Consider the following 12,438-nt stretch of genomic DNA (forward strand, 5'->3'; position numbering starts at 1 on the left):
TAAGTTTATAGTCAGTTAAATGACTGCTATAAACTTATTTATTTTTATATTTTAGTATAGATAAGAAAGTATCTATGTTTTTCTGTGGGGATTCCCCCAATTCATTATTGCTATCTATTTTACATTCCTATCTATACAACTTACATTAACTATTTATAAAGGAATTTCCTAATGCTAAAATAGTCCTAACGGACTTTAGCGAAGGTTACTGCTGTATTCTCCTGCAAAACATATTGTTATTGCCTAGAAAGCTTGCAGCCTGACCAGAGTATCAAATTCTGCTTACACAAATGTTGCATCTCCATTCGTAGCCACCAGCAAGGTATTTCGCTTGGTTGAATGCTGATTACGCGAGGTTGCAGTCAGTACTCTGGATTAGGATAATTCCTTTTCTAATTTCCTCATTACTTTCGAAAGGTGGTGATTTCATGAAGAAAGTAGATTACTTATCAACTCTATTTGTTGGTATCGATATTGGTGCGAGACAAAATGTTGTCTCTGCAATTAACTTTGAACAGGAATTTTTTATTAAAATGAAACCTGTTCCTAATACACAATCTGGTGCAGAACAACTAGAATCCATGCTCGTCAAGATACTAGAAAATAATATATTTAAGGTTACTATTATTGGTCTTGAGTCTACTTCATTTTATGGCGTGCATATAGCTAATTTTTTATCTGCAAGTGAAAAACTTGTGCCATATAAACCCTACGTCTACTGTTTGAATCCTAAGGAAGTTGCTAACTACAAAGATTCCTTTAATGCTCTTAACAAAAATGATGGCATTGACTCTTTTGTTATTGCTGATTTTGCAAGAGTCGGCAGGATTCATACTGAGCCTTGGCGTGGTTCTCAATACCTTGCCCTACAAAGGCTTACAAGACACAGGCTTCATATAGTTGAATGCTTAACCAGGGAGAAGACATATATGCTATCAAATGTATTTCTCAAGTTTAGCGAATTTGCTTTGTTAGATGGTGAAGAACATCCTTTTTCTAATAAATATGGTGCCACTGCTTCCTCTATCCTGACGGATTTTTTATCTTCTGAAGACATTGCAAATGCTTCCATAGAAGAACTTGTTGAATTCATCAATACAAAGAGTCGAAAGAGAATTTCTGATCCACAGATGACTGCTAAAATTCTTCAACAAGCTGCTCGTAATTCATATCGCCTTGATAAATGTTTGTATGAGCCATTAACGACTTCAATTGCATGCTCTTTTAACTGTATTCAGGCTTTTGAAAAAGAACTGAGTACTATTAATAAAGCCATTGAGAAAGCGGTTATGGGAATGAATCCTGTGGAATATCAAATTCTCATGTCAATCCCTGGTTTTGGCCCTGTTTATTCCAGTGGTATTCTTGCCGAATTAGGCAGTGTGCATGCATTCCCTAATAATGATGCTATTGCTAAATATGCTGGCATCGTATGGAAAGAAAATCAATCTGGTGATTTCAAGGCTGAAAATACGCCAATGAACAAAGCAGGTAACCGTTATTTACGTTATTATCTGATAGAAGCCGCTGGTAGTGTCATAAGACACGTTCCTGAATATCAAGCTTTCTACCAGAAGAAATTTGCTGAAGTGACTACACATCAGCATAAACGAGCACTCGCGCTAACTTCTCGTAAATTAATCCGTTTGATTTTTGGATTGCTGGCTAAAAATCAACTCTACTCTTCAAATAGAGTAGATTAATTATATAAGACACACGAACATACATTCTGATTTGACTGTATGTTTATTAGGGTTACCCTTTTTTTGAAGAATCATTTCATTTTCTTTTTATTTTGTTCTTGACATATTACCAAATTGCTTTCTATTTCTTTATATTGGTTATTACATTGGACAAATTGTTAATGCTGACAGCCAAAGTGTCCATCTTCCCTTCTATCCTTACCAGCAGATAAACTGATATGGCTATGGGAAATCCCACATTTCCTATAAGATTAACTAAATTTATATCCATAATACTCCCCCATTTCTACAGTTAAAAGTTTTGAGTTAAGAGTTGAAAGTTAATTAAGGTAGAAACTTTTAACTTTCAACTTATAACTTATAACTGGATTAAAAGCCTTAGCCTGAATAATCAAGCTAAAGCTTTCACTTAATAGTTTTATTTTACTGTTAATTCAGTGGTGTTTTTATCCACTACGGAAGCAGAGTCCTTCATTTTTAAATCTCCGCCTGTGGATTCAAATATGTTTTTTGCAATTATCACATCCATGGCAGCCATAACCTCTGCATCTGTTAATGAATCTTTTACATTATTTACCCTTACAGCAGTTTTTCTGCCCTGCTCATTGAGAAAATTCATAACAAGTGTTTTAGACATATAAAATACCTCCTTTCATATTAAATTATGAATAGCTTGTCTACTATTCACTGACAATTGAGCTGTCGTCTGATCTTAGGATTTCATTAACTGGATAAGGTAAAAGTTTTCCTAAAGACTGGGCCACTGCATATATATTGTCATTAGCTGAGTCCACCTTTACATTGGCGAAGCTCTGCTTTTTAATTATGTCCTTTCCCTTCACATCTGTGCCAGCCTTATACCTAAGTGTCATTGAGCTTTGCAGCTTTGCTGCTGTTGTTGCCATAATATCATCTCCCTTCACTTATTATATATGCAATTGGAGTAAAAACAGGGCATGGTAAATTGCAGACATATTTCGGGTGCTGCCTGGTAGCATACGACACATCTCGGGTGCTGCCTGGTAGCATTCGGTAGCATTCGCCTTTTTTCGGGTAGTATTTAGCTTTCATTTGGTTTTTAATGTTGACATTTGTTGTAACTTATTGGTAACATTTTCAAATAACTGCCTCACAAAACTTAATTTTTTACGGATGTATATATTGTGGGAGAAATTATAATTAAGGGGGATAAAAATGGAGAACTTTAAGGAAAATCAAACATTTATGCTAAACAGAGACTTCAGTCATATAAAAAAGCTTATAGAAAGGGTTAACAATAATGATCTTTCAGCATTGCCGTATCTTAATTTATATTTTGATGGTGTAATTAAGAGATACATTAAATTATGGAGTAAACTGCTGGGAAAACATCACAATGAAGATATGGAATCCGTGGCACACTGGGCTGTATATGAGGCCACCCTCCAGTTCCATGGGGACAGCTCCAAGCTATACTTTAACTATGTTAATAAAAGAATTAAAAGCGAAATAATAGATTATAAAAGAATTGAAGAAAAACATCTAAATAAATTTGTAGAGTTTCATAACAATGATGAATACAATAACTGCTTTAATAACATTTTAGACAATTTAAACTATGAGGCTTACTGCATTGTTAAAATCCTGATTGGTCATATATATGATAGCTTAAATACAGATGAAAAAAAGTTATTTCTTCTTTTGCGTGCTGAAGAGTTAAGCTATAAAGAAATGGCAGAGGAATTAGGCATTACCTATGACTGCCTTAGGCAGAGGAAAAAAGCTCTAAAAGATAAAGCAAGAAAACTTATTGAACATTCCAGTTTTTAAGGGGTGTATCATGGATATAAACCAATTAGTAATATCAGCTAAAAATGGGGACAAGCAAGCTTTAAATAAGATAATAGAAATACTCTTCCCTGCTATTTATAAAATATGCTGCAGATATTATATTAAAAATTATGAATTAGATGATTTAATTCAGATAAGCAGAATGTCAGTAATGAAAGCTGTGGAAAAATACAATTTCAATTCAAAAGCAGGATTTAAGACATACGCTTCATCAGCCATAATTAACAACCTGAAGTGTGTTTTAAGAAGCGAATGTAAACATAATTATGATATGAGTTCAAATATTCCTGTGAATGAGGAAACGACTCTTGAAGATACCTTTCTGGATGAATTTAATATAGAAGAGGATTACTGCAAAAATGAATATTATACAGCTCTTTATGACAGCCTTAATCTGCTGAAGCCAATGTACAGAGATGTTTTGTACTGGATTTATTTTCAAAATGGCAAATTAAAGGATTATGCCATTAAGGAGAATATATCCATAGAATGCTGCACAAGAAGAAAAGCAAAGGCTTTAAAGAAGCTTAGAGAAATGATGGAAAATGAGAATCGTTAATTTAGCGATTCTCCCTTATTTCTTTATTGCTTTTCGTTTCCACTTCCTCCCAGGGGTCTGACCCTTGCTAAAAAAGCTCCTTAACTGCAGGATACAAACGATTATACTTATCATATGCTTTAGAATAAGCAGAGTAATTTAAGGGATTGGGGGTTATTTTGTCTTGGCAGTGAAGAATTAAATCACATGCATCTTCAATTGATTTATAAATTCCAGCACCAATGCTTGCTAAAATTGCAGCTCCAAGTGCAGGGCCCTCTGTTGTCCTTAAAGTAAATAAAGGATACTCAAAAATATCAGACAATATCTGCTTCCAAATTATACTTTCAGCGCCGCCGCCGCAAACACGGATTTCCTCTAGCTTAATGTTCATATTTAGCATAATATCCAAACAATTTTTCAGGCTGAAAGAAACTCCCTCTAAAACACTTCGTATAAAATCATCTTTAGTGTTTGCATATGTAAATCCAAAAAACATGCCTTTAGCTTTTGGATTTAAATGAGGTGACCTTTCACCCATAAGATAAGGCAGATATGTGATATCATTTGACCCTGGTTTTGAATGAGAAGCCATATCTGATAATAAATCATATACATTTATATTAGTTTTAGCAGCCTTATAAGCCACATCACTGCAGAAGTTTTCCTTAAACCACTTTAGCGATAATCCTGCACTTTGAGTAACACCCATAACATTCCACATTCCCGGAACAGCATGGCATAACGTATGGACACGCCCTAATTTATCTAAAACAGGTTTGCCCGTGGCAGCAAAAACAACTCCGGATGTTCCAATACTAGTAGAAATCATGCCTTCTTTATAGATACCATTTCCAATGGCTGCTGCAGCCTGATCACCTGCGCCGCCAACTACACTGGTGTCTATATTTAGTCCAATTTCTTTAGCTACATTAGGTTTAAGCGTTCCAGTAACATAAGTTGATTCATACACTGGTGGTAAAATATCCTTTGATATCATAATTTAAACGATTTAACATAGGGCGTACATGCAATAAAAGACTCTTCATAATTATTTCATCATTAGAAATATCTATATGCATAATTTTTTCAATACAATTTGTTACTTTTTCAGTAAAAATCTCTGCTTTAAAATTTAATTTATCTAATACTTCATCGGCATTTGGGGTTGTATTTTTTACCAGCCCAAAAGAAACAAAATATTGATATAAATAATAAACTTCGGATTCACCTAATTTAATATTAAAATCTTCATTCATTTTATTAACCATATTTACAGCTTCTACATAAGCTCTTTCGGATTTCAAATAACTATGATTTTCTTCCAAGGTTTTCTCTTTTATCTGTTTTCCGCTTAATGCTCTGGTCAATGAAATAAGAATATGAGTCAGAAGGTTAATATAATATGTATCATTTAATCTGCAATTATACTTTTTCTCTAATCCAACAAGGTATTGATTGATATAAGAAATCTTATCTTTATCAAAAGTTTCAGACAGTGAATTTAATGTATCTTCATCTATACGGGCTGCTATATCATATAATCCTTCATTCTTATAGTCTTTTTTATGATATTTAACAATAAGAGAATCTAAGGCTTTTCTTATATCCACTTCATTTCCTTTTATTCTAGTTCCTTCTACACTTTTTTCCATTATTAAATTAAAATTTGCTGCCCATTTCTCAATACAGCTTAAATCAACAGATATACTTGTCTTGCTCACATAATACATATCAGAAAGTTTTTGTATTGAAGTTGCAGTGCCTGAATTAATAAGCATATTTCGGGCAATCTCAATTCTGCGTTCATTAACTGAAACCTTTTTGCATTCTTTTTCCTGCCACTTAATGTTGTTATACAAAAGCCATTTGGCATCCTTAACGTTTACAATCTTTATGCCTGTTCCACGCTTTCGTGCAAGGACAATGTTGAATTTGTTTAAATACTTTTCTATTACTCTAAGATCTTTTTGTAATGTTTTACATGAAGTTTTTAAAAAAGTAGAAAAATATTTAATTGTTCTATACTCATTTTCTTCTAACAATAATTTTACAAATTCTATCTGTCGATTATTTAGATTACTCAATTTTTATCTCCTTTCTTTATGTATTAGCTTATTTATAGATTACCATGTTATCTTATTTACTAAAATAACAAAACAGTTCCTTTAATTAGGGAACTTATGTGTTACCTAAAAGTTAGTATGACTCCCGGGGACAATATCATACTGGGCGTACAAAAAAGAACCGCCATTTCTGACGATTCTTCATTTATTTATTTATTGATTTTTAATTAATCTTCGTTTTCATCTTCTATTTCTATTAATCTTAAATCAATCAATGAAATACACAACAAACTTAATAGTTTATAATTTTTATTTATTAAGTAATGTTCCTCCTGATACTCATATATTTTCATATTAGTTTGGCTGAAATCATCTAAATTATAATCCTCTGTACTTATGTTTGTAATAGCTTCAAGCATTTCTTTTACAGCTTTTTCAATTGTACTTTTGTTTATTCTTTGATTAGTACAATTAGAAATACTGTTCAAATATGATTTTAAATTTCTACCAGTATCCATCTTAATGTTAAATGTATCATCTATATAATTTGACGCTGTAAAGCTTTCTATAGATGGATAGCCCAGTAATAATAGTCCTTGTGTATAAGTTACATTATTAGGTTCTCTAGAGTTTTTAAGATTATTTATAAGTTCCCTAAAAATTTTAGAATCTGTATTTGATTTATTATCTCTATCAAAAATATAAAATATTGCAGCTTTATTAACCGGAAATTCATATTCATTTATCAGTACTGTAAACAGATCATCTAAATAACCATCAGCATCTTTTATATCTTTTATATTGGATTCCTTAGTATTAATTACAAAAATTGACGATAAAGGATTCTCCTTTTTGTTATAAGGTCTATATTCATCTAGCCTATTTCTCGTTTCATATTGATAATCAAATACCTTAGTAAATATTTTATGAAGTATATACATTTCATCTCTTGTACCTTCAACAACAAATAAGACTTTACCAATTCGTATATTCTTATTAAAAATAATTTTATTCATGTTTATATGCCGGCTTCCCCCCAAATACACCACTGTTATACATCTTTTCTATATTCTGAGCCTCACGTGGTTTATCATTGGAGAATCTGTTAACTTTACTTCCATCAAAATTCTTAAATTCTACAGAAAATTCCTGATCAGGCCTGAATATAGTATTAGAAAGTAAATTAGTTGAATGTGAAACTAAAAAGATTTGTGATTTATGTGACTTTTCCATAAAATATCTAATTAGCAATTCTTCAAGTTCATTATGAAATGCACTACTAAATTCATCTATAATTAGCATTCCTCCATTTTCTACAACTTGAAAAAATGCTGGCAGCATATTTATAAGGTTTCTATTACCCAATGACTCCCAAAAATATGGTATGGGCTCCCCGATACCCTTTCTTTTAAAAAATACACTTTTTTCCTCAGTGGTGTCAATTGTGTATAAGTTTCCCTTACTTTCATTAGAATATTCAATTGATTGTTCAAAATTATATTCCTTAAAAAAGTTATTTATATCATTTACTCCTTTATCATCTAAATATTCCTTTAATGAAAAATGACTATTCCCATAGTTTTCCCCATGCTTAACAGAAGCATCGAGAAAGAATGAATTTGATAAGTAATCAAACCACTTTCTTAATAAAAGAAATTTATTAAACTTAGTATTAAAATAAATTGTTCTAAGCAATAATGTTTGGCTATCTAAATTTTCATGTAACATATTTTCTGTAAGTTTTGATCTTCCAGTTTGGCCAATCCTATCTATAACAATTTCATCATCTATGAACAATTTTTCCATTAAAACTTTTTTTTGTACATTAAATTCAATTTCATATTTTATAGTAGTTCTTTCTACATCAAATTCATAGTTTAACTTAATATCTGGATTTTCACTAAATAAGCACTTATATATACCAATATTTATTGTTTTCTCCTTAAATAATAAATCCAGCAAAAGCTTTATGGCTAAAATTACATTAGTCTTACCAGCCGCATTGCCTCCAACGAAAATGGCTCCTTTTAATATTCTATCATCATAAACATTCGTTTTTTGTAATATCTTATAGTTCGTACTATGAAAATCTATTGTTGTGCTCTCTTTAAACGATTTGAAATTTTCAATTGTTATTTTCGTTAACATTATAATTACTCTCCTTTCTAATTATATTATATCCAATTTTTAAAGGATTGTATACTTTTTTCATTAAAGTAATTATTAAATGTAGTTTTTTTACCTGATGTGTGCCCTTTTTATAAGATCAGAAATGTTCCTGTCTTTTGTTTGGATTACTCTATATGGACATTGTTAGTCATAAGCACATATGCAATTATTATAAAGATTATCTGGGTCTAAATCTAAGCACTGGCTTACTTCATGATTACCACTAATATCCCATCCTAACGTTCCATTTATAACAGTGCAGGATTCTGTAAATATATCTATATCTTTTAATTTTCTAAATGCACCTTTTTCGACAAGACTTGAAGCATCATATAACTTGATTTTTCCATTAGCAAAATACACGTAAACCTTGTAGTCTTTTGTTGGCAGTACTTGAATCACTTGATTAAACATGTAAAATACCTCCTATCTTATTAATTTTCTCATATATTATTCCATCTAACTGAAGTTTTCACTTTATTTAAATTTATCATATTGTTAATTTTTTAAATAATTTTTTTACAGCTGTATCTTTCTTATCTAGTAACTGTCTTGCAACAGAATTTGTTATAAATTCATTTAATTTAAGATATTCTATAATTTTTATTTCATCAGCAGATAAATTGTTATAATCTATCGGCGTTCTATCAGCATCTATCGGCACTCTATCGGCGTCTATCGTCACTCCATCGGCGTCTATCGGCACTTTTACATTTTTAGTATCTTCTATACTAAAGATTGTTACTTTGAAAAATAAACCTGTTTCTTCGAAAAGAGGTTCTTTCAAACCTTGCTTTTTACATTCATTTATTATTCTTTTTATTCCTGTTCCCCATTGTTCTATATAATTTATATCCTATATATATTATATCCAATTTAAATATAAACTTCACTATACAGAGCTCTGTTTATAAAAACTATGAATTTATTTCTAATCTTGGGGAAACTCTAAATTCTTACCTAGTCACCTTGGTTAAATTGCATGTAGTGATTTTAACAAGCATATTTCCCACTTGTAACTCGAGCTGTTGACATGGCCACATTTGAATGTTATATTTTAAGCTCAGATAGAGAACTATCTCAAATGTTTGTTGCTACTCGATATGCAACTAAAACAAGGTCGAGTTCAAATGTTTAAGAGGGGCTGTCGCATTAACAGTTAAAACTGCTGATGCAAAGCTACCTTTTTATTGAAGGCTGAAACTAAAGAATAAAGAACAAATAACAAATAATGGCTATGGGTAATACTAAAAAGAATTTCTAATTTGATGTACAATGTGATTTTGAATAGTTGCTTCTGGAAAAGAAACCTTCAATGTTCCGAGCAATCCATTTACGTTCTTTATGCTAATTGGCTGCCTACCGGCTCAGCAAACATGCTGGATGTACAAAAAAGAACCGCCATTCCTGACGATTCCCCCTTATTTCTTTGTCGCTTGCTTCCAACTTACTCCAAGTCACAGTTACCCTTTATATTTTTGGTATTTGAGTTATAATCTATTAAAGGGGTGGTGGTTATATGGATGAAAAGCAAAAAAACTTTAACATTGAAGATATAATAAAAAAGCAGCGCGATTTTTTTAAAACGGGAAAAACAAAAGATCCTGACTTTAGGGTAATGCAGCTTCAAAAGCTTAGAAATTCAATTAACAGCAATGAAGCATTGCTGCTTGATGCATTAAAAAAAGATCTTAATAAATCAACCTTTGAAGCTTATACATCAGAAGTTGGTTTTGCACTTAATGATATAGATTTCATGATAAAAAATTTGAAAAACTTTGCAAAACCTTTAAAGGTTAAAACCCCCTCTGCATATTTTGGAGGCAAAAGCTTTATTGTACCTGAACCCTATGGGGAAGCATTGATTATTGGGCCTTGGAACTATCCGTTTCAGCTGATAATAGGCCCTCTTACAGGCTCTATTGCTGGTGGAAACTGCTCTATTTTAAAGCCCTCAAGGTTTGCTCCTGAAACATATAAGGCTATTGAGAAGGTCATAAGTGATGCCTTCGATGAAAATTATATTTATGTTGTAAAAAGTGGTTCAATTGCATCATCAGAACTTTTAAAGCATAGATATGATTTTATTTTCTTTACAGGGGGTTCAACCGTTGGAAAGCTTGTAATGGAATCTGCCAGCAGATTTTTAACTCCTGTAGCTTTAGAGCTTGGGGGAAAAAGCCCCTGCATTGTAGATAAGGATGCTAAAATTGAATATGCTGCAAAGAGAATTGTATGGGGAAAATATTTAAATTCAGGTCAGACCTGTGTGGCTCCGGACTACCTTATGGTTCACAAGGATATTAAGAAAGAGCTGTTAAGCAAAATGAAAGAAGCCATAAAAGAATTCTACGGCAGCAATCCAAAAGAAAGTAACTGCTATGGAAGAATAATAAATAAAAAGCACTTTGACAGGCTTGAAAACCTGCTAAAGCAGGGCAAAATTGTAACTGGCGGAAATACTGATGCAGACAGCTTATATATTGATCCTACTATAATTGAAGATGTATCCCTTGAAGATGAAATAATGACTGAAGAGATATTTGGGCCAATATTTCCTGTTATTGAATTTGAAAATATTGATGAGGTAATAGAATTTGTAAATCATAGAGAAAAACCTCTTGCTCTTTACTTCTTCTCAAATTCAAAAAACAACATTAAAAAGATTGTTACAGAAACTTCTTCTGGTGGAGTTTCAATAAATGATACCATAAGCCATATGACTACATCCTATCTGCCTTTTGGCGGTGTAGGACAAAGCGGCATGGGAAATTATCATGGCAAAGCTTCCTTTGATACATTTTCGCACAAAAAAAGTGTGCTTAAAAACCAAATGAATTTTGATCTTAAACAAAAATATCCTCCATATAATATGGGTCTTAAAAAAATAAGAAAGCTTATGAAATTTGTATAAGTGAGCAGGTAAACTCGGAATAGCTGATTCCGAGTTTTTCCTTTATTAAAACCCTATATGAGGATCTGGCATACTACACTTTTCTCCAGGGGTCTGACCCTTTTCGCTAACTATTTTTCCCAGGGGTCTGACCCCTCTATGGGTGTATTCAATGATCCCTTCAATTTCCATCATTGAGATTGCTTCTATAATGGACCCTTTATCTTCTCTTATGGCAAATATAATTTCTTCAGTAGTCATTATTTTTTCTCTTATTAATGTGAATATTTTATACTGTAATGGTGTCATTTTGCTGTGATCTATATCATTATAAGTATTATCTTTATTATTATTTTTCAGGGATTCTTCCTTCCCTAATAGCTGGCTAGGGCACAAATATATTTTTGCATAACTTTTAATTAAATTATTTGTTCCTATACTTTCTTTAGAATAAATATTATTAGGCGCTGCATATACCTCAGTGCCGTTTTCATTGGCAAATCTGGCAGTTGTGAGTGCTCCGCTTTTTTCAGCTGCTTCAACAACTAATAATTTATCACACCAGGTGCTTAATAAGTAGTTTCTTTTCACAAAATTGCTTTTTGCTATGCCTGTGCCTGGTAAAAATTCTGATATTACTGCACCATTTTCTATTATCTTATTCATTAAATTAGAATGTTCTGGAGGATAGCATGTGTCTACACCATGTCCAAGAAACGCTATGGTATATCCATTATTTTTTAGGCAGGCTGTATGAGCATAACCATCTATTCCTTTAGCCATACCACTCACTATTGTTACATTATTTTCTGTCAGATAATTTACTGTATCAACAGTAACAGACTTTCCATAATCAGTACATCTTCTTGCTCCCACTATTCCAATGCTTAAACTTTCAGGTAAAATAGTGCCTTTGTAAAAAAGCAAAATTGGAGCTTTTGTACATTTTTTAGCCTTTTCTTTGTATAAATCATCATTATAATTAATAATTTTTATATCTTTTCTTCTAAAATAGGCAATTATTTTTTCTGCAGTTTTTAATGATTTCTCTGTAGTTATTTCATTAAGCTGTTTCTTATTTAATATTGCAGCAGATTCAATGTCATCTTTATTTGCCATGTAAATATTGTAAGGATTCTCAAAATGCTTCAATAGTTTTTTTGATGTAACTGGCCCTATTCCGTTTATTTGGCTGAGCCATAACCAATATATTTCCATAAATCCTCCATTTATAATTAA

General features: G+C 31.8%; 14 protein-coding genes. 4 read left to right on the forward strand and 10 right to left on the reverse strand.

Annotation, left to right across the window (positions count from 1 at the left end; all coding sequences use genetic code 11):
- The first annotated feature begins 428 nt into the window (after positions 1-428).
- A complete protein-coding gene (locus tag EQM05_RS12370) occupies positions 429-1,703 on the forward strand; it encodes an IS110 family transposase (protein ID WP_128748367.1) in 1,275 nt (424 codons plus the stop codon).
- A 121-nt stretch (positions 1,704-1,824) separates the two neighbouring features.
- On the opposite strand, the gene EQM05_RS12375 is transcribed toward EQM05_RS12370, so the two are convergent.
- The 3 genes from EQM05_RS12375 to EQM05_RS12385 form a co-directional block, all read right to left on the reverse strand.
- Complete coding sequence (locus EQM05_RS12375) at positions 1,825-1,974, reverse strand: YvrJ family protein (protein WP_128750319.1); 150 nt, start codon at positions 1,972-1,974, stop codon at positions 1,825-1,827.
- 147 nt (positions 1,975-2,121) lie between these two features.
- Positions 2,122-2,340: a DUF2922 domain-containing protein gene (locus EQM05_RS12380; protein ID WP_128750320.1), complete on the reverse strand. Its 219-nt coding sequence runs from the start codon at positions 2,338-2,340 to the stop codon at positions 2,122-2,124.
- Positions 2,341-2,383: 43 nt separating this feature from the next.
- A complete protein-coding gene (locus EQM05_RS12385) occupies positions 2,384-2,608 on the reverse strand; it encodes a DUF1659 domain-containing protein (RefSeq protein WP_128750321.1) in 225 nt (74 codons plus the stop codon).
- A 289-nt stretch (positions 2,609-2,897) separates the two neighbouring features.
- On the opposite strand from EQM05_RS12385, the gene EQM05_RS12390 reads away from it, so the two are divergent.
- Both EQM05_RS12390 and EQM05_RS12395 read left to right on the forward strand, forming a co-directional pair.
- On the forward strand, positions 2,898-3,512 hold the full coding sequence (locus EQM05_RS12390; RefSeq protein ID WP_128750322.1) for a sigma factor-like helix-turn-helix DNA-binding protein: 615 nt from the start codon (positions 2,898-2,900) through the stop codon (positions 3,510-3,512).
- A 10-nt stretch (positions 3,513-3,522) separates the two neighbouring features.
- Complete coding sequence (locus EQM05_RS12395) at positions 3,523-4,092, forward strand: sigma-70 family RNA polymerase sigma factor (protein WP_128750323.1); 570 nt, start codon at positions 3,523-3,525, stop codon at positions 4,090-4,092.
- Positions 4,093-4,159: 67 nt separating this feature from the next.
- On the opposite strand, the gene EQM05_RS12400 is transcribed toward EQM05_RS12395, so the two are convergent.
- The 6 genes from EQM05_RS12400 to EQM05_RS16285 form a co-directional block, all read right to left on the reverse strand.
- Complete coding sequence (locus EQM05_RS12400) at positions 4,160-5,071, reverse strand: FGGY-family carbohydrate kinase (protein ID WP_128750324.1); 912 nt, start codon at positions 5,069-5,071, stop codon at positions 4,160-4,162.
- A complete protein-coding gene (locus tag EQM05_RS12405) occupies positions 5,037-6,158 on the reverse strand; it encodes a PRD domain-containing protein (protein ID WP_128750325.1) in 1,122 nt (373 codons plus the stop codon). The genes EQM05_RS12400 and EQM05_RS12405 overlap by 35 nt, the downstream gene beginning before the upstream one ends.
- Before the next feature lie 206 nt (positions 6,159-6,364).
- Positions 6,365-7,153 (reverse strand): hypothetical protein, encoded by a 789-nt coding sequence (locus EQM05_RS12410; RefSeq protein ID WP_128750326.1) that lies wholly within the window; start codon positions 7,151-7,153, stop codon positions 6,365-6,367.
- Positions 7,146-8,285 (reverse strand): ATP-binding protein, encoded by a 1,140-nt coding sequence (locus EQM05_RS12415; protein WP_128750327.1) that lies wholly within the window; start codon positions 8,283-8,285, stop codon positions 7,146-7,148. The genes EQM05_RS12410 and EQM05_RS12415 overlap by 8 nt, the downstream gene beginning before the upstream one ends.
- A gap of 165 nt (positions 8,286-8,450) precedes the next feature.
- A complete protein-coding gene (locus EQM05_RS12420; protein ID WP_128750328.1) occupies positions 8,451-8,720 on the reverse strand; it encodes a DUF2442 domain-containing protein in 270 nt (89 codons plus the stop codon).
- Between the two features lie 76 nt (positions 8,721-8,796).
- Positions 8,797-8,991, reverse strand: coding sequence for a hypothetical protein (locus EQM05_RS16285; protein WP_243108068.1), 195 nt, complete (start codon positions 8,989-8,991; stop codon positions 8,797-8,799).
- 834 nt (positions 8,992-9,825) lie between these two features.
- On the opposite strand from EQM05_RS16285, the gene EQM05_RS12430 reads away from it, so the two are divergent.
- Positions 9,826-11,220, forward strand: coding sequence for an aldehyde dehydrogenase (locus tag EQM05_RS12430; protein WP_128750329.1), 1,395 nt, complete (start codon positions 9,826-9,828; stop codon positions 11,218-11,220).
- 45 nt (positions 11,221-11,265) lie between these two features.
- Here EQM05_RS12430 and dprA read toward each other — a convergent pair whose 3' ends face one another.
- The gene (gene dprA, locus EQM05_RS12435; protein WP_128750330.1) at positions 11,266-12,417 is read right to left on the reverse strand and encodes a DNA-processing protein DprA; all 1,152 of its coding nucleotides are present in this window, start codon (positions 12,415-12,417) and stop codon (positions 11,266-11,268) included.
- Positions 12,418-12,438 lie beyond the last annotated feature (21 nt).

Source organism: Clostridium sp. JN-9, assembly GCF_004103695.1.
Classification (GTDB): domain Bacteria; phylum Bacillota; class Clostridia; order Clostridiales; family Clostridiaceae; genus JN-9.

Bases quoted from the DNA above. Each gene is read 5' to 3' on its own strand.
- EQM05_RS12375 (WP_128750319.1), bottom strand. From the start codon at position 1,974: ATGGATATAAATTTAGTTAATCTTATAGGAAATGTGGGATTTCCCATA.
- EQM05_RS12415 (WP_128750327.1), bottom strand. From the start codon at position 8,285: ATGTTAACGAAAATAACAATTGAAAATTTCAAATCGTTTAAAGAGAGC.
- EQM05_RS12400 (WP_128750324.1), bottom strand. From the start codon at position 5,071: ATGATATCAAAGGATATTTTACCACCAGTGTATGAATCAACTTATGTT.
- EQM05_RS12370 (WP_128748367.1), top strand. From the start codon at position 429: ATGAAGAAAGTAGATTACTTATCAACTCTATTTGTTGGTATCGATATT.
- EQM05_RS12390 (WP_128750322.1), top strand. From the start codon at position 2,898: ATGGAGAACTTTAAGGAAAATCAAACATTTATGCTAAACAGAGACTTC.
- EQM05_RS12395 (WP_128750323.1), top strand. From the start codon at position 3,523: ATGGATATAAACCAATTAGTAATATCAGCTAAAAATGGGGACAAGCAA.
- EQM05_RS12410 (WP_128750326.1), bottom strand. From the start codon at position 7,153: ATGAATAAAATTATTTTTAATAAGAATATACGAATTGGTAAAGTCTTA.
- EQM05_RS12430 (WP_128750329.1), top strand. From the start codon at position 9,826: ATGGATGAAAAGCAAAAAAACTTTAACATTGAAGATATAATAAAAAAG.
- EQM05_RS12420 (WP_128750328.1), bottom strand. From the start codon at position 8,720: ATGTTTAATCAAGTGATTCAAGTACTGCCAACAAAAGACTACAAGGTT.
- EQM05_RS12385 (WP_128750321.1), bottom strand. From the start codon at position 2,608: ATGGCAACAACAGCAGCAAAGCTGCAAAGCTCAATGACACTTAGGTAT.
- EQM05_RS12380 (WP_128750320.1), bottom strand. From the start codon at position 2,340: ATGTCTAAAACACTTGTTATGAATTTTCTCAATGAGCAGGGCAGAAAA.
- dprA (WP_128750330.1), bottom strand. From the start codon at position 12,417: ATGGAAATATATTGGTTATGGCTCAGCCAAATAAACGGAATAGGGCCA.